At 37.4% G+C, this 16,612-nt stretch carries 16 protein-coding genes; 10 read left to right on the forward strand and 6 right to left on the reverse strand.

The features are described 5' to 3' along the window. Nucleotides 1–128: 128 nt before the first annotated feature. A complete protein-coding gene (locus ABIQ28_RS03440) occupies nucleotides 129–296 on the forward strand; it encodes a DUF4372 domain-containing protein (protein ID WP_348035354.1) in 168 nt (55 codons plus the stop codon). 325 nt (nucleotides 297–621) lie between these two features. Beyond that, the gene (locus ABIQ28_RS03445; protein WP_348035355.1) at nucleotides 622–771 is read left to right on the forward strand and encodes a hypothetical protein; all 150 of its coding nucleotides are present in this window, start codon (nucleotides 622–624) and stop codon (nucleotides 769–771) included. 342 nt (nucleotides 772–1,113) lie between these two features. Here ABIQ28_RS03445 and ABIQ28_RS03450 read toward each other — a convergent pair whose 3' ends face one another. Then, on the reverse strand, nucleotides 1,114–1,584 hold the full coding sequence (locus ABIQ28_RS03450; RefSeq protein ID WP_348035356.1) for a hypothetical protein: 471 nt from the start codon (nucleotides 1,582–1,584) through the stop codon (nucleotides 1,114–1,116). A 269-nt stretch (nucleotides 1,585–1,853) separates the two neighbouring features. Next, nucleotides 1,854–3,218, reverse strand: coding sequence for an NAD-dependent succinate-semialdehyde dehydrogenase (locus tag ABIQ28_RS03455; protein ID WP_348035357.1), 1,365 nt, complete (start codon nucleotides 3,216–3,218; stop codon nucleotides 1,854–1,856). A gap of 245 nt (nucleotides 3,219–3,463) precedes the next feature. Between ABIQ28_RS03455 and ABIQ28_RS03460 the strand changes: the two genes are divergently transcribed. From ABIQ28_RS03460 to ABIQ28_RS03470, 3 genes are read left to right on the forward strand one after another with little or no spacing between them, the layout of a single operon-like run. After that, nucleotides 3,464–3,832: a YtxH domain-containing protein gene (locus ABIQ28_RS03460; protein WP_348035358.1), complete on the forward strand. Its 369-nt coding sequence runs from the start codon at nucleotides 3,464–3,466 to the stop codon at nucleotides 3,830–3,832. A 9-nt stretch (nucleotides 3,833–3,841) separates the two neighbouring features. Next, the gene (locus ABIQ28_RS03465) at nucleotides 3,842–4,192 is read left to right on the forward strand and encodes a phage holin family protein (RefSeq protein ID WP_348035359.1); all 351 of its coding nucleotides are present in this window, start codon (nucleotides 3,842–3,844) and stop codon (nucleotides 4,190–4,192) included. A 3-nt stretch (nucleotides 4,193–4,195) separates the two neighbouring features. After that, on the forward strand, nucleotides 4,196–4,399 hold the full coding sequence (locus ABIQ28_RS03470) for a hypothetical protein (RefSeq protein WP_348035360.1): 204 nt from the start codon (nucleotides 4,196–4,198) through the stop codon (nucleotides 4,397–4,399). Here the strand turns inward: ABIQ28_RS03470 and ABIQ28_RS03475 are convergent. The 4 genes from ABIQ28_RS03475 to ABIQ28_RS03490 all read right to left on the reverse strand — a co-directional run bounded on the left by ABIQ28_RS03475 (nucleotide 4,389) and on the right by ABIQ28_RS03490 (nucleotide 9,705). After that, nucleotides 4,389–5,438, reverse strand: a complete 1,050-nt coding sequence (locus tag ABIQ28_RS03475; protein WP_348035361.1) for a helix-turn-helix transcriptional regulator — start codon at nucleotides 5,436–5,438, stop codon at nucleotides 4,389–4,391. The two genes, ABIQ28_RS03470 and ABIQ28_RS03475, sit on opposite strands and share 11 nt — an antisense overlap. Before the next feature lie 392 nt (nucleotides 5,439–5,830). Continuing rightward, nucleotides 5,831–6,514 (reverse strand): ABC transporter ATP-binding protein, encoded by a 684-nt coding sequence (locus tag ABIQ28_RS03480; protein ID WP_348035362.1) that lies wholly within the window; start codon nucleotides 6,512–6,514, stop codon nucleotides 5,831–5,833. Nucleotides 6,515–6,680: 166 nt separating this feature from the next. Further along, nucleotides 6,681–7,280, reverse strand: a complete 600-nt coding sequence (locus ABIQ28_RS03485; protein ID WP_348035363.1) for a class I SAM-dependent methyltransferase — start codon at nucleotides 7,278–7,280, stop codon at nucleotides 6,681–6,683. Between the two features lie 565 nt (nucleotides 7,281–7,845). Next, nucleotides 7,846–9,705 carry an ABC-F family ATP-binding cassette domain-containing protein gene (locus ABIQ28_RS03490; RefSeq protein WP_348035364.1) on the reverse strand — a complete coding sequence of 620 codons (1,860 nt, stop codon included), beginning with the start codon at nucleotides 9,703–9,705 and terminating at the stop codon, nucleotides 7,846–7,848. Nucleotides 9,706–10,328: 623 nt separating this feature from the next. Between ABIQ28_RS03490 and ABIQ28_RS03495 the strand changes: the two genes are divergently transcribed. From ABIQ28_RS03495 to ABIQ28_RS03515, 5 genes are read left to right on the forward strand one after another with little or no spacing between them, the layout of a single operon-like run. Further along, complete coding sequence (locus ABIQ28_RS03495) at nucleotides 10,329–11,123, forward strand: polysaccharide biosynthesis/export family protein (RefSeq protein ID WP_348035365.1); 795 nt, start codon at nucleotides 10,329–10,331, stop codon at nucleotides 11,121–11,123. Nucleotides 11,124–11,129: 6 nt separating this feature from the next. Next, the gene (locus ABIQ28_RS03500; RefSeq protein WP_348035366.1) at nucleotides 11,130–13,613 is read left to right on the forward strand and encodes a polysaccharide biosynthesis tyrosine autokinase; all 2,484 of its coding nucleotides are present in this window, start codon (nucleotides 11,130–11,132) and stop codon (nucleotides 13,611–13,613) included. Nucleotides 13,614–13,623: 10 nt separating this feature from the next. Next, on the forward strand, nucleotides 13,624–14,217 hold the full coding sequence (locus tag ABIQ28_RS03505; RefSeq protein ID WP_348035367.1) for a sugar transferase: 594 nt from the start codon (nucleotides 13,624–13,626) through the stop codon (nucleotides 14,215–14,217). Then, nucleotides 14,214–15,506: a nucleotide sugar dehydrogenase gene (locus ABIQ28_RS03510; RefSeq protein ID WP_348035368.1), complete on the forward strand. Its 1,293-nt coding sequence runs from the start codon at nucleotides 14,214–14,216 to the stop codon at nucleotides 15,504–15,506. Before ABIQ28_RS03505 ends, ABIQ28_RS03510 begins: the two co-directional genes overlap by 4 nt. Further along, complete coding sequence (locus ABIQ28_RS03515; RefSeq protein ID WP_348035369.1) at nucleotides 15,506–16,483, forward strand: SDR family oxidoreductase; 978 nt, start codon at nucleotides 15,506–15,508, stop codon at nucleotides 16,481–16,483. The genes ABIQ28_RS03510 and ABIQ28_RS03515 overlap by 1 nt, the downstream gene beginning before the upstream one ends. Nucleotides 16,484–16,612 lie beyond the last annotated feature (129 nt).

Genomic DNA, 16,612 nt, shown 5'->3' on the forward strand with positions numbered 1-16,612 from the left:
GCCAGTAAGGATAACAATATGTTTCATCTCTTTTTTAATTTGTTTCATTGTTGTCCGTTAAAAATGGAGCCATTATAAATGGCTCCTTGAATAATATAGTGAATTAGCATTGCAAAATTCATAATACGATGGGTAAAAGTAATTATTTTTCTAGTAAGTCTGTTTTCGGACAGCTCATTTCTTTAATAGACGATTCTTTGGTAAGAAAAGAGGGCAAAAAATGTGATTCAGCCCGTTACACCAAACGGTTTACCACAAAAGACCATTCGATAAGTATGCCTTTTTGTTCATTTTAAAAGTGTACATCCCTTCGAGATATATCTGGTTCAATTCTGGGTCTATCGGGAAAAACGAATGGTTTTCAGTTAAACCATATCCCTAAAAGAAGTACCTTATCTGATGCCAACAAGAAAAGGGATTATTTGGTTTTTGAAAATATTTATCATCAATTATTAAAACAATAAAGCGGTTTTTTATCGGACAGCCGAATCAAAGATGTCATGAAAAAGCAGGTGAAGATTTTTAAAACAGAACTTTCCATTGAAATATCTCTAGGTAGATAATGAAAATGCAATCAAGATACAGATTTATTGTATTTTGATGGTCAATCTTTGGTGTGCTGTGATAAAGAAGAAACTGAAGCGCAATTGGGCATTTTCAAATTTGGTCAGCTTCTGTAAAATCCATCTTTTCAATTACATCAATTTGATGAAATTTCTAGAAAACCCAGAAAAAGACTGGATTATTGATAAAGCAGAGCAAGAACAATAATCCTTTAATTGGTGGCCTGTTTTTGATAAAACATAAAAATCATAGCGTAAAAGATTGATAATCAAATAAATGAAAATTAAAGCCAAGTGGATTAATCATTTATCGGGCATTAATGTTTCACAATATATGATTTGCTAATCTTAAATTCAGCGAACACAAAGATTCCTCCTTACTAATTGGAAGTCATTTTCAATTTCGTTTTCAAATTCCCGACTCCGCTGAAGCTACGGACGCTCTGGCAATTTCATCGCGCTCCTTGCGCGGAACTTTGCGTCCTTTGCGTTTAAGGTATTTATGACCATTTTAAGTTTAAAGTATTTATGACCATTTTAAGTAGTCTGCTTATTCAATACGTCTGTAGTTTTCTGAATAAAGACGATTGCCTTTATTATCAACTTCAATTTGACTAAACTTGTTTCTTCCCAATGAGATCTCATATTTGAATTCTTTTTTCTCTTGGATAATGCGACGCATCATTTCTGAACCATATTCTAAAGTTTCGGTAAGTTCAACGTTTCCGTCATCTAGGCTGTAGTTTCCATAGCCGAACCATTCGATAGAATCGGAGGGAACACTTTTGTTCCACATAACTTTAGTGTCCGTATACATTTTGACTTGTCTAAAACCATGGTAGGTTTTAAATGAGTCAGCAATCTTGTTATTTACATAGTGGTAATAGCTCACCAGTTCCCAAACGCCATTAAGTTTTAATGACTTGTCTTTCTTGTCAGCACTTGAATTGTGAATTGAATTTTTGTGCTCATTACAAGCAATAAATACGATAGTAATTACAATAAGGACTAAAAGTTTCATGAGCTTAAGTTTTGATTATTAAGGCCAATGGATTTCTAATTTACAAAAGTCAGACGATTTTTCTTAATCAAAGATGTGTTTGACACTTTTATGACATTTCTAAACACATCTTTTATTGTTGCTTTGTATCGCTTTAGACGACTATTTGTCTCTTGTCGAAGATCAGCTACTAGACAATTTCAGAGGTAATTGAATCGTCGCTTAAAACCATTCAAAATAATCAGTACTATAGCAATCAACAAAACCAGGGATTTTATAACGGTGTCTCTTTAGTGGTTGATAAAAACCGTTTTTTTATTTACAAATTCATGGATGCCTTCTTTTGAAAGTTCCCGACCATAGCCAGAAGCCTTTGTGCCACCGAACGGCAATCGTGCGTCCGATTTGACCATTTCGTTTATAAAATAAGCGCCGTCCTCAATAGTGTCAATAAAATTTTCTGCCGTTTCAATAGATTGCGTGAATACCATGGTGCCTAAGCCATATTTTGTGTCAGTTGCCATTTTAAAAGCTTCTTCCGTATTTTTAACCTTGATTATAGCGGCAACAGGACCAAAGGTTTCTTCTTTAAATACGGGCATTTCGGGAGTGATATCCGTTAAAATGGTCGGTTCAAAGTAGGCGTCTTTTTGATTGTTTCCTATGACCACGGTGGCTCCTAATTTGACGGAATCGTCGATTTGCTTTTTTAAAGTCTTTGCTAAGTCGGCTCTCGCCAAAGTACCAATGGTCGTTTGCTTGTCCATGGGGTCGCCAAATTTTAGTGCAGCGACTTTCTCTTTAAATAGCTTTAAAAAAGTATCATAGATATTCTCAGTGACAATAAAACGCTTAGCCGCAATACAACTTTGTCCCGTATTTTGCATTCTAGCGTTGACCATGGTGTCCATGTACTTGTCCAAGTTAGCGTCATCAAGAACAATGCAAGCGTTGCTGCCGCCCAGTTCAAGAACGGTTTTCTTTAAATTTTTACCAGCGGTTGCGGCAATATTCCGACCAGCTTCTTCACTTCCCGTTAAGGTCACTGCTTTTATAATGTCATTTGCGATAATTTTTTCAACGGCCTCATGATTGGCAAGTATGGTCGTGAAGCAACCCTTTGGATAGCCTGCCTTTTCGAAAAGTTTCTCAATGGCCAAGGCGCAACCAGTAACATTGGCGGCGTGTTTTAAGATTGTTGTGTTTCCTGCCGTTACTGTTGGGATGGCAAATCGAAGTACTTGCCAGAAAGGAAAGTTCCAAGGCATAATCGCTAAAATAGTGCCTAACGGATCATAGCTTATAAAACTTTCTGAAGCATCAGTTTCAATGAGTTCATCTGCTAAAAAATCATCAGCATTTGTCGCATAAAAATCACATAAGGTCAGGCATTTTTCAATCTCAGAAATACTTTGGTTAATGGGTTTTCCCATTTCTAAAGTCATCAGTATTGCCAGATCGTCCTTGTCATCTTCTATAATTTGCGCAAGGTTCATTAAGAGACTACAGCGCTCCTTAATGGGCGTAATCTTCCATTGGTGAAATGTCTTGTCGGATGTTTCTAAAATATGATGTAAATCTTCAGAGCTGTGAAGTTGGTATTCTTTTAAGGATTGATTGTTAAAAGGATTAACAGTTTTAATTGAATTGCTCATGGTAGTATCATTTTATGTTAAATTAGTTGTAAAATAACTTTAACATTTTGGTTATCATGCTGTAAGTTGGTAGCTTGTAACAAAGTGATTTTCGAAATTATACTAAATAAATAGAGACTGCAAGTACAATCGTGTAATAGTCAAAATTTTTTCTTTTTGAGCTAATGCCAACAGCGATTCTGTTATAATTTTGAAATTAATTAAGAAATCAAATCAATATTAATAATTTAAAAATAAATAATATTATGGGAAATAATAGTAGTACTAACACACTGATCGGAATTTTAGCTGGTACAGCAATTGGCGCAACATTAGGAATTTTATTTGCGCCTGATAAAGGTGTTAACACGAGACAAAGAATTTCAGACGAGGCATTGGCAGCAAGAGATAGAATTGCAGAAGGCGCTATGTCAGCAAGAGATACTATTGCTAGTAAAGCATCACATTTAAGAGATAATATTGTAGATTCGGTAACTCATAAAGCACAAACGCTTGATGAAAAAGTAGAATCCATTGTGTCTGATGCGAGCCATAAAACAGAAGATGTCATTAAAACATTAGAAGCCAAATTGGAGGCTTTGAGAGAAAAAAATAAAAAATTCCAAAAATCATAAATTTAAGATATGAGCATTTTTGAATCTATAAATAATACGTCCAATAAAGCAACGGATATTGGTGAAAGATACATAGATAAATCTTTCGAATATTTTAAACTAAAAATATTTCAACAATTGACCTATACCATCAGTATGATTGGTAAAGCGCTAATTATTGGAGCCGTATTATTTATAGGTTTAATTTTATTGTCCGTTTCTGCAGCTATAGCAATAGGTGATGCCTTGCAGAATGTGGCTTTAGGCTATCTCATTATGGGAGGCGTATTCATGATAATAGGTCTTATTATTTATAAAGTGAGATATGTTGTGGACGCTAAAATAATTGAAAAAATCCAAATTAAATTCTTTAAATCTTAGTCCATGAAAATCTACAAATCTTTTGACGAAATCGACTATGAGTTGAGCCGATTGAAACTTGAACAGCAGATTGCCTGGGAAGAAATTAAAGGAATCAAGCATGATTTTAAGGAAGATATGAAACCTCTTAATTGGGTCAATACGGCTGTAAAATTAGCTGGAAAATATGGCGTTATTCTCCTAATGAAAAAGTTTTTTAGGCGATAGCATCATATTCGTCAGAGCCATTGATGTAAACCACCTTCTTTTTAAATTCATGTGGAGTCATCTCGTATTTTTCCTTGAATATTTTAGAGAAATAACTTCGGCTTGTAAAACCAATGGTATATACAATTTGTGAAATGTTCAAATCTGTTGTGTTCATCAGGTCCCGTGCAGCTTCCAAACGTATATGTCTTATATATTCAGTAACCGTCCGAGCGTACAAGAATTTAAATCCTTCCTGCAATTTAGCTTGAGAAAGCGCAGCCTCTTTCGAAATTTGATCCAGATTATAATTTAATGACGGATCTTCTAATATTTTATTGGCTTGATTTCTAATGATTTTCAACTCCTCTTTTAAAAGTGAACTCGGCACGGTATCATTGTTTTGATATCTATCATGTCGCGCAATATGCATGGCCAGCAAATGGTAAACTTCGCCTTCGATTTGTAGCACACGAGTCATCCCTTCAGTTTTAAGATCACGAAGTGTTTTAACATAATCTTCCATCTTTAAATGGATTGGACTGTAATAGGCAAATTCTGAATGGTCTTTATCGTCCATAAAAACCCTATAAAGGTTTTCGTTGAGTTCAGATAATTGGTTGTTTCGTCTTTTTATAAACTCCGTTCTTATAATCCGTATATCATTAATAATGACATGAATACCTTTTGTGAAAAGCGCATGCAACTCCAAGTTTTTTTTAGAAACGATGATTGAAGAATGGTATTGTTCGGTAGTATGAAAAGCGCTTTCATTACCAAAACGATGCTGGTAACTGCCTTGAGAGCAATATGAAAAGTGTAAAGGATTTGTGTTTTCATTGCCATATACAAACAAAATATCCTCAAAAAAAATAGCGTCAAATTCCATGAGACTAACGCCCCAATCGAATGAGATGCATTTTATGGAACCTTTTACGAGATCATTATCGAATGTCAAGGTGAATTCTCCCCACCGCTCAGTGATATTTCCTCCAAAAAAATTTTGCATTTGCGCTAACCCACCTTCAGTAGTCGTCGCATTAACAATAACTTCTATCATAGCATATTCATATTCAAAATAAATACATGCGTAGGTTCTTAAATATAAAATAATTTAAAGAAGTAAACAAAAAATAACGATATAAATGTGTTTAATTACAAATTGGTCATTAGCATCTACATATCCGCAGCCTACATTATCCATATTTGACCATTCTCTCATTCTTGTATTTTCCATAAATGATATCTCAGCCATTGTTTTTTACCAACAATTCAATCTATAGAACAGATATAAAGGAATACATTTGCGATAGTGCATCTACACATACCCAGATAAAAATAATAAACTTATTTCTTAACATTGCGAGTGAGACTGTGACAGAGACTGCCGTCCGTAGCTTTAGCGAAGGCGGGATGACTGCCAACTGCCGACTGAAGACTGCCAACTAGCCCCTAATTCCGCTCATCACTCTCAATCATGCCGTCTCGTAAGCGGATGACACGCGCAGCTCTTTTTGCAACATCTTCTTCGTGGGTAACCACAATAACAGTATTTCCTGCATTATGGATGTCGTCAAATAATTGGAGGATTTCCAATGAGGTTTTAGAATCTAAATTCCCTGTAGGCTCATCGGCTAAAATAATGGAAGGTTTATTGACCAAAGCGCGACCTACTGCTACACGTTGACGTTGACCGCCCGAAAGTTCATTCGGTTTGTGGTGAATACGATCCGCTAGGCCGACATCAGTCAATACTTGTGTGGCGCGAGCGTTTCGATCAGCTTTTGATGCGCCTGCATAAATCATGGGTAAGGCCACATTGTCTAATGCTGTGGTTCTTGGCAATAAGTTAAACGTCTGAAATACGAAACCGATTTCCTTATTTCTGATTTCGGCCAACTCGTCATCGCTCAATTTGCTGACATCTTTATTGTTCAGAATATATTGACCTGAGGTAGGCGTGTCCAAACAGCCCAAAAGATTCATTAGCGTTGATTTTCCAGAACCCGAAGGTCCCATAATAGCCACATAATCGCCACGTTCAATATCCAGATCAATGCCTTTTAAAACATAAACGGTTTCTGAGCCTAACTGAAAGTTTCTGACGATATTTCTAATGTGAATGACGTTGTCCATGTGGTGGTTTTAGGTTTAAGGTTCCCGCCTTCGCAAAAGCTACGGACGGGTAAGTGAAGTTACAAATTCCAAATTCCTTGAGTTCAGACAAGCAGAGAAATTTAGAACTCATAACTTTTTGAGTTAATAGATTTACGATGTATAGGACGTTCAAAGTCTAAAGATGTTACACTCTAATTTTAAAATGTTCTTTCGCCTGTTCTTTTCTAAAGAAAACAATGCCCCAATTAAAAATGTCCACTGTAACGGTTACTTGCGGATGTGCTTTAATGATTTCCCATGCTTCCGTCATGCCTTTAGACCAATAAATATCATCAAAAATAAAGACAGAATCATTATGTGCGGTCGGAAATAACATTTTAAAATAGGTTAATGTCGCTTCTTTGGAATGGTGTCCATCAAAAAAAATAAGATCCCAATTGTGTAGTGTTAATCCTAGAAGTTCTTCTTTAAAATCGCCTTGAATGGCATTAATGTTCGAAACTCTTTTATTCGAGAATTGTTGTTGGGCAACTTTTAATATTTGTGAACATCCTTCAATAGTTGAGATGCTTGCTTTAGGGTTTCCCAAAGACAACGCATAGGTGCCAATACCAAGATTGGTTCCCAATTCTAAAATGGACGCCGGTTGAAAATACCGAATTATTCTAAATAGCAGTTTGGTGTTTTTTAAGGAAGTTCCCGATGTTTTTGCAATGGCGTTGATGGCGCGCTTATCGGAGTTGAAAACTTTTGACCCAGAGCCAAAATCGGTAATCGTGATCATTTCTGAATTTTGAAGTAACTCTGAACGATAAGTTTTCAGCGCTTCATATTCAGAGTAATTTGTTTTGTCATAAAAACACTTCGTTACCAAATCATAAACAAACGGGGAGTGGACACCGTGTTGGTTGCTTGATTTTAAAAGGAATTTTATATAGGAGAGAATTTGATGCAAAATTTACTGTTTCTTGTTTCTGTTGTTTCTTGTTTCAAGCTGGCAGAATTAAGATTGTTTAATCAATTTCAACCAATCTATCATCATATAGAACGCTGATGACGCTGATTTTTGCTGATGATCACTGATTTTTTGGATAATAATTCACGTTGAAATACTAGCTAAAATCCTTTATGGCTCTTTGTGGCTCTTTGTGTTTCCTTTGTGGAACTTTGCGTTATAGCTTTTGAAAAAAATTAAATCATTTACGTTTAACCGCAAGGACGCAAGGTTTATCACAAAAGTTCGCAATGAGGTTATCATCATTTTTTTTAGATCAACAGGCAATAAAAATAATAATAAAAAATAATCAATACCACTATCTCTGCGTCTCCGCGCCTTTGCGAGAGAATAACTAATCCTCCAACTTCTCCGAAAGCTCAAACCAACGTGCTTCCTTCGCCGCTAACTCGTCAATTATTTTTTCTAAATCCAGCGACAGTTTATTGATTTTATCTGGACTTAAAGAGGTGTCATGAAATTTTTCTTCAAAGGCAGCTTTATCTAACTCCAAAGATCTGATTTTGCTATCTAAAGATTTGAGCTCTTTTTTCTCATTATAAGATAGTTTGTTGCCTTCATTTTGTTTGTTGTCGACCGATACGGATTCAGTTTTCGAGACTTCAATAACTGGTGCTGAGGCTTCATATTCGCGATAATCGGAATAGTTTCCAGGGAAATTCTCGACTTCGCCCTCTCCTTTAAAAACAAATAAATGATCGACGATCTTATCCATGAAATAACGGTCGTGAGAAACGACTAGTAAACAGCCAGGGAAATCCAGAAGGAATTCTTCGAGCACGTTCAACGTGACAATATCCAAGTCGTTGGTAGGCTCATCAAGAATCAGGAAATTCGGATTTTGAATTAAAATCGTACAGAGGTATAGACGTTTTTGTTCGCCACCACTTAGTTTTTCGACAAAGTCATATTGCTTTTTACGATCGAATAAGAAGCGTTCCAATAATTGTGAGGCACTAATCTGACGGCCTTTGGTCAACGGAATATACTCGCCAAATTCCTTGATGACCTCAATCACTTTTTGACCTTCCTTAATTTTTATACCGCTTTGTGTGTAATAACCGAATTTGACGGTGTCTCCAATGATAATCTTTCCTGAATCGGGTTCAACAGCGTCGGTCAACATATTTAAAAACGTTGATTTTCCTGTGCCGTTTTTTCCAATGATGCCAATGCGTTCACCATGTTTGAAAACATATTCAAAACCCTCCAGAATTACCTTATCACCATAAGCTTTTGAAACTTTATGGAATTCCACGATTTTACTTCCCAGACGTTCCATATTGATTTCCAATTGCACTTGATGGTCATTTCTGCGTTGGCTTGCTTTGGCTTTAATATCTTGAAAATCGTCAATGCGCGATTTAGACTTTGTGGTTCGTGCTTTTGGTTGACGACGCATCCAGTCCAGCTCTTTTTTGAAGAGTTGTTTGGCTTTGCCAGTTTCAACCGTTTCATTGGTAACACGTGCTTCTTTTTGTTCTAAATAATAGGAGTAGTTCCCTTTATAGGTGTAAAGTTTGCCTTGATCCAATTCAATAATTTCATTACAGACGCGCTCCAAAAAGTAGCGGTCGTGCGTGACCATAAACAAGGTCATTTGTGCTTTGGCAAAGTACTGTTCCAACCATTCGATCATTTCCAGGTCAAGGTGGTTGGTAGGCTCGTCCAAAATTAAAAGATCGGGCTCATTGATGAGCGCTGTTGCTAAAGCGAGACGTTTTTTCTGACCTCCAGAGAGTGTTTTTATTTTTTGAGTGAGATCATCCAATTTCAATTTTGAAAGGATTTGTTTAAAACGCAGCTCAAATTCCCAAGCATTGTGACGTTCCATGCCTTCAAAAGCTTTTTGATAAGCATCGGCATCTTCTATATTTAAAAGCGCTTTCTCATAATTTTCAATGATTTTTAAAATCGGCAAATCTGAATTGAAAATCGTGTCTTCAATGGTGAGTTCCTCTTCATATTGTGGGGATTGTGATAAAAAAGACAGGCGCAAGCCTTTTCTAATGACCACTTGACCGTTATCAGGTTGGTCTGTTCCTGCAATGATATTTAAGATGGAGGTTTTTCCACTTCCGTTTTTTGCCACGAAGGCTATTTTATCGTCTTTATGGATGCTAAAAGAAAGGTCTTCAAATAGCGGAGCGTCGCCATAAGTTTTTGAGATGGATTCAACAGTTAGGTAATTCAAAGTCTAAATTTTTTACAAAGAACGGAAATAAATCGCGAGGGATTGAAGATCTGTCGATTTAAAACATTGATGTGGAAAATGAATCAAGACCGCTTCGCTTTTAGAATCAAGAACCAAGACTTAAATCGTGAATTGGGGAAAGAATAGGATTAAGACTGTCATAGTGGGGAGTAGGTAGTGGGTAGTAGGTAGGATGAGGCATTAGGAATGAGGTATTACGAATAACGAGGAATTTATTTATTAAAAACAAACAGAAATAAGATCAAAAAAATCAGCAGAATCAGCGTCACCCGCCTGAACGGACGGGCAGGTCAGCGTTCTATATTTGATCTGATAAATGAATAATGACAGTAGCCGATGCCTGATAACAGAAAGAAAATTGATGACCATTTTTTTTTACTATGAATTAATTAACCAAAACGGTCAACTCTAATCAGGGAAGTTCAGAGGTAGTGGGGATGGAAGGTTGAAGACTTTTTGGATATTGAGTTCTGAAACTGAAAACCGCGACAGATTACTGAGACTGATTTTAAAGCATAACCTCGCAGTAAATCGAAAAAATAGATAATAGTTTTGATATTCCGAGTGATAACTTATATTTGTCTAAACACATGTACCCCTTTATGAAACGATTTTTATTGGTTATGGGATTAATTCTCAGTAGTTTGTTGACGTCCTGTATTCCCCATAAAGATATTGTGTATCTCCAAAATAAAAATAGTGCTACCGATTCTTTACAGATGATGGTAGAGCAGCAGAAACCATATCGCGTTCAGATTAATGATATTTTGAATATTCGGATTAAGGTCTTGGATCAAGAAAACGTCAGTATTTTTAATCCGATAGGTGATGGGAATTTAAATGCCAGTGCTGCAGAACGAGCGTACTTTGACGGTTTCACAGTTGATACACATGGCCGTATTAGAATTCCTGAACTCGGATTGATAACTGTGCTTGGTTATACCACTGCTGAGATTGAAGAGTTGATCAAAACTAAACTTCTTGAGGAACAGTTTAAGGAAACGGCCAACATGTTCATCACCGTCAAGCTTTCTGGACTGCGTTATACAGCGATGGGAGAAGTGGGTTCGCCAGGGTCTCAAATATTATTTCAGGAACGTGTCAATATCTTTCAGGCCATTGCAAATGTCGGGGAAATCCCGATTACTGGTGAAAGAAAGGATGTTTTGATCATTCGCCAATATCCGCAAGGACAGCAAATTCATCATCTGGATTTGACCGATTTTAATGTCATGAATTCGCCCTATTATTATATCCAACCCAATGATATGATCTACGTAAAACCGCTGAAGCAAAAAACTTGGGGCACAGGAACGACGGGTAGAGAAACCTTGACCGCGATAATTTCTGTTATTAGTCTTCTGACCACCACCATTTTATTAGTGACAAGACTGTAGTTTATTATGGAAGATCAAGATTTAGATTATTCAGAACCAAGAGGCACCTATTTTGATTTTAGGGGGTACTTATTCAAGGCGCTTAACTTATGGAAATTTGTTATCCTGAGTGTCGCATTTGCCCTAATAGTGGCCTATCTTATTAATGTTAGAAAGCAAAGCATCTATAAATTAGATTCTCTTATTTCGGTAGAAAGTGATCAGAATCCGTTTTTTACTGCCAATACCAGTATCTCGTTCAACTGGGGTGGGGTCTCCGGGAAAGTGGGTAAGGTCATGACCACGGTGAAAACCCGTACGCATAACGAACTCGTGATGGATTCCTTGCAGTATTATATGGAATATCTGGAGCAAGGAAAATACCGTATGGAGGATATTTATAAAAATGCACCCTTTGTAGCGAAATTGGATATCACCAAAGGACAAATATTAGGGAAGACGATTGGCATTAAGTTTCTAAATGATACGCAGTTTGAGTTGACTGCCAGTTTTGAAAATAGCGGTTTTACTGCCCAGCGCTATTCTGATAAGGAGAAATACAACGAAAACTATAAAACTGGTGAATTTGCCGAGACTTTTAGCTTTGGGCAAACCATCAATCTGCCATTTTTTAATGGGACGATAACCAAACGAAATAACAGAAATATTGTCCCTGGAGCGCAGTATTATCTGAGGTTTATAGATTTTGATGGGGTCGTCAATCAATATAAAAACAGTGTGATGATTGCGCCTTTTTCAGGGAGTTCATCCTCCGTGTTGACCTTGTCCTTGGCAGGAAGCAATAAGGCTAAAATTGTAGATTATTTGAATGCCACAACCTCTATTTTGAGCAAAACCGAACTGGAACGTAAAAACCTGTATGCCACTAATACTATAAAGTTTATTGACAGCAGTTTGAATTCGGTAAATGATAATCTGAAAGATGTTACGGACGAGATGAACAAATTCAGGAAGGAGAACAAGTTGTTTGATGTCACTGAGGAAATGAATATCGTATCCGGGAAATTAAGAGCTTTAGATTTAACTCGGGAAGAAGAGCGCACCAAATTAAACTATCTCAATTCCTTAGAAAATTATCTTCGTACCAAGACCGATTATACTCAGATCGCCGCTCCTTCATCTGTAGGAATCAATGAAGGCAATATTTTATCGAGCGTTGCTAAAATTACTGCGCTGGCTATTGAACGTCAAACGAAGGAATACACGGTCAAGGAAGGGAATCTTATTTTTAAGGATATTGACCGCCAGATTGACGCCGAAAAGAATGTACTTCTGGAAACGATCGGCAATACCAAAAGGACCATCGGTATTAATTTAGATGCCATTAATAATAACATCGCCCGATTTGAAGGGCAATTGAGTAATTTGCCAGAAGATCAACAGGAATTCTTGAAAATTCAACGCAAGATGAATATCAGTCAGGAAGCCTATAATATCTATCTGACCAAACGCGGGGAAGCCGCCATTGTAAAAGCTGCAAACGTATCCGATATCAGCACGATTGACGAGGCCAAGGATATTGGCGGAGGCCGGATTGGACCGAACAAAAGCTTAAACTACATGATGGCGCTCATGTTAGGCTTTTTTATACCAATGTTCTTGATTTTCGTGATTTTCCTCTTGGACAATACCATTCATGGTTCGGATGAGGTGGAGCGTTTGTCGAGCATTCCTATTTTAGGATTGATCGGGAAATACAATTACAAAAATAATTTGGTGGTTTTTGAAAAACCGAAGTCGGCAGTTTCAGAATCCTTCCGATCTATTCGTTCGAGTTTGCAGTTCATCTATAAAAAGCAAGGGGAAGAAGAAGGTGTTGGTAAAACCATCATGATTACGTCGTCGGTTAGTGGGGAAGGGAAGACGTTTTGCTCCATTAATATTGCTACGGTATATGCACTATCAGGAAAAAAGACCTTGTTGCTTGGACTGGACTTAAGAAAGCCAAAGATTTTTGATGATTTCGAGATCTCCAATGATAAGGGTGTCGTGAACTATTTGATTGGTGATAATACGTTTGATGAGATTAATTATACCTCACACATTGAGAATCTTGATGTCATTCCATCGGGGCCTGTGCCTCCAAACCCGTCAGAATTATTGATGGGCGATCGGATGAAGGAACTCATTGAGCTTGCACGTGGTCGTTATGATATGATCGTTTTGGATACCCCACCTTTGGGATTGGTTACTGATGCTTTGGAGCTTACACAGTACGCTGATGCCACTTTGTTTATGGTCCGCTTGGATTACACTAAAAAGGGCATGTTAGCCTTAATTAATGCCAAATTTAAAATGGGCGAGGTTAAGAATATCAACTTCATACTCAACTTTTACAAACATAAAACCAACCATAATTACGGGTACGGGTATGGTTACGGGTATGGCTACGGCTATGGTTACGGCACTTATGGCAATGCTTACCACGAAGGCAACGGCAAACATAAGTTATTAAAACGCATTAAGAGGTTTCTTAAAATTAACGCTTAATTAATTTCTTTTGAACTCTCCAAAACAAGCCCGTGTAAAACGTTTATTTGATGTGTTGCTCGGGTTTTTTTTATTCCCATTTCTTCTCGTTCCAATACTATCGTTGGTTTTAATGGCGACGCTTGATACCCGACAATGGGGTTTGTTTTCGCAGTTTCGAATCGGGCAATTCGGAAGACCTTTTAGAATATATAAAACACGGACTTTAAAGCAGGAAGTCTATCGTTTGGGATATTTAGACGCCAGTGCTACTGCTTTGGGGAAGTTTTTAAGACGCTATAGATTGGATGAATTGCCACAGCTTTTTAACGTTTTAAAAGGTGACATGAGCTTTGTTGGGCCGCGGCCGGATGTTGCAGGGTTTGCAGATGCACTTGAAGGTGACGATCGGATCATTTTAAAAGTTAAACCTGGCATTACAGGTCCCGCCACTTTAAAATATAAGGATGAAGAACTTATTTTGGCGCAACAATCAGACCCTGAATGCTACAACAGAACGATTATTTGGACCGATAAAGTGGAAATCAATAAAATATACGTTCAGAATTGGAGTTTTTCTTTAGATTTACAATTCATTTTAAAATCCATAAAAAATACATCATGACAAATCACCCGAAAATTACGGTAATAGGATTAGGATATGTAGGTTTACCACTTGCTGTAGAATTTGCTAGAAAGTTTTTAGTTGTAGGTTTTGACATCAATCAAAAGCGCATCGATGAATTAAATCAGGGCATCGACAGAACTTTAGAGGTTGATAATGATGATCTTAGGTCTATTTTGGTTGCGGATCCAAAGTCTAAGACGGGACTACTTGTTTCAAATTCACCTTCAGATATTGAGGATTCGGATTATTTTATTGTTACGGTGCCAACACCAACCGATGCACTTAACAAACCAGTTTTCACACCTTTGGTAAAAGCCAGTGAAACTGTAGGTAGAATCATGAAAAAGGGTGCGATTGTAATTTATGAATCTACCGTTTATCCAGGAGTTACAGAAGACATCTGTGTGCCGATTTTAGAAAAGGAATCTGGATTGAAATTTAATGTTGATTTCTTCGCAGGTTATTCTCCAGAACGTATCAATCCAGGAGATAAAATGCATACCGTTACCAAAATTTTAAAGGTCACTTCGGGTTCTACACCAGAAATTGCTGTAGAAGTGGATAATCTCTATAAAACGATCATTACTGCGGGGACGCACATGGCTCCGAGCATAAAAGTTGCCGAAGCTGCTAAAGTGATTGAAAACTCACAACGTGATATCAATATCGCTTTTGTGAATGAATTGTCTAAAATCTTTAGATTGTTAGATATTGATACCAAAGCGGTGTTGGAAGCAGCAGGTACGAAATGGAATTTTATCAAGATGTCTCCAGGTTTGGTTGGTGGGCATTGTATCGGGGTGGATCCGTATTACTTAGCTCAAAAAGCGATAGAATCGGGTTACAATCCTGAAATTATATTGGCAGGCCGTAAGATGAATGACAGTATGGGGAGCTATGTTGCTCAGGAAACGGTTAAAATGATGATCAAGAAAGGTGCGAAAATTAAAGGAGCCAAAGCTTTAGTCATGGGGATTACCTTTAAGGAAAACTGTCCAGATATTCGCAATTCTCGAGTGATTGATATCATTAAGGAATTTGAAAGCTACGATGTGGATGTTGATGTTTATGATCCATGGGCTTCTTCGGATGAAGTAAAACATGAGTATGGTTTTGATTTGATCTGTACAGATACGAAGTTGGCTTCTAAATATGATGCGATTGTTCTTGCCGTTTCTCATAATGAGTTTTTAAAATTAGACATCCAAAATTTAAGATCAGATATCGGCGTTATTTTTGACGTCAAATCCTTATTACCAAAAGAATCCGTAGACGCCAGATTATAATGTACACACACGCTTATCATACCGACGATTTATCAAAATATAGTTTTTTAATTACTGGAGGCGCAGGATTTATAGGATCTAATTTGGTTCAATACCTGTTGCAACACGGTGCTAAAAAAGTACGTGTACTCGATAATTTTTCAAACGGTTACAGAGAAAACCTGACCGAATTCATGGCCAATCCAGCCTTTGAACTCCTAGAAGGCGATATCAGAGATATAGATACGTGCCATCGTGCAGTGAAGGATATGGACTATGTGTCCCATCAAGCTGCGTTAGGTTCGGTACCACGATCGATCAATGATCCAGCTACTACCAACGATGTTAATATCTCAGGCTTTTTGAATGTGTTGATTGCCGTCAAGGATAATCCAAAGGTGAAACGCATGGTATATGCGGCCTCAAGTTCGACTTATGGCGATAGTAAAGCTTTGCCAAAAGTGGAAGATACTATCGGGAGGCCTTTATCGCCTTACGCAGTTACCAAGTATGTGAATGAGCTTTACGCAGACGTCTTTGGCAAAACCTATGGCACCGATGTGATTGGTTTCCGTTACTTCAATGTGTTTGGACCAAAACAAAGTCCGAATGGTGCTTATGCAGCGGTAATTCCGTTGTTTATGCAGTCTTTAAAAGATAATGTAGCGCCAAAAATAAATGGCGATGGTGGACAAACCAGGGATTTTACTTTTATTGACAATGTGGTTCAGGCCAATGTGAAAGGGATGTTTGCCTCCAAAGAAGCCGGGAACAATGTGTTTAATGTGGCTTGTGGCGAACGCATCGATATTAATTATTTATGGGATTCCCTAAAAGTAGCTGCTGAATCTCAGTTAGAGCCTATTTATGGTCCAGAACGCCAAGGAGATGTACGCGATTCTTTAGCGGATATTTCGAAGGCACAAGAGTTGTTGGGGTATCAACCGAGATATACGGTTAGGGAAGGGCTGAAGATTACTTGGGATGCTTTTAGTTAGGTAGTTTTAAAACTTCCATCTTTTTATTCAAACTCCCCTTTCTTTACCTTCGCAGAGCTACGGTAAATTCATTCCTACTTATTTTTGTCAAACTCCCCGTCCAGACTGCGTCTGTCCACCCCTCTTCTT

This window comes from Gelidibacter sp. (assembly GCF_039916245.1).
Classification (GTDB): Bacteria; Bacteroidota; Bacteroidia; order Flavobacteriales; family Flavobacteriaceae; genus Gelidibacter.

Bases quoted from the DNA above. Each gene is read 5' to 3' on its own strand.
- ABIQ28_RS03440 (WP_348035354.1), top strand. From the start codon at position 129: ATGGGTAAAAGTAATTATTTTTCTAGTAAGTCTGTTTTCGGACAGCTC.
- ABIQ28_RS03450 (WP_348035356.1), bottom strand. From the start codon at position 1,584: ATGAAACTTTTAGTCCTTATTGTAATTACTATCGTATTTATTGCTTGT.
- ABIQ28_RS03455 (WP_348035357.1), bottom strand. From the start codon at position 3,218: ATGAGCAATTCAATTAAAACTGTTAATCCTTTTAACAATCAATCCTTA.
- ABIQ28_RS03460 (WP_348035358.1), top strand. From the start codon at position 3,464: ATGGGAAATAATAGTAGTACTAACACACTGATCGGAATTTTAGCTGGT.
- ABIQ28_RS03465 (WP_348035359.1), top strand. From the start codon at position 3,842: ATGAGCATTTTTGAATCTATAAATAATACGTCCAATAAAGCAACGGAT.
- ABIQ28_RS03470 (WP_348035360.1), top strand. From the start codon at position 4,196: ATGAAAATCTACAAATCTTTTGACGAAATCGACTATGAGTTGAGCCGA.
- ABIQ28_RS03475 (WP_348035361.1), bottom strand. From the start codon at position 5,438: ATGATAGAAGTTATTGTTAATGCGACGACTACTGAAGGTGGGTTAGCG.
- ABIQ28_RS03480 (WP_348035362.1), bottom strand. From the start codon at position 6,514: ATGGACAACGTCATTCACATTAGAAATATCGTCAGAAACTTTCAGTTA.
- ABIQ28_RS03485 (WP_348035363.1), bottom strand. From the start codon at position 7,280: ATGATCACGATTACCGATTTTGGCTCTGGGTCAAAAGTTTTCAACTCC.
- ABIQ28_RS03495 (WP_348035365.1), top strand. From the start codon at position 10,329: ATGAAACGATTTTTATTGGTTATGGGATTAATTCTCAGTAGTTTGTTG.
- ABIQ28_RS03500 (WP_348035366.1), top strand. From the start codon at position 11,130: ATGGAAGATCAAGATTTAGATTATTCAGAACCAAGAGGCACCTATTTT.
- ABIQ28_RS03510 (WP_348035368.1), top strand. From the start codon at position 14,214: ATGACAAATCACCCGAAAATTACGGTAATAGGATTAGGATATGTAGGT.
- ABIQ28_RS03515 (WP_348035369.1), top strand. From the start codon at position 15,506: ATGTACACACACGCTTATCATACCGACGATTTATCAAAATATAGTTTT.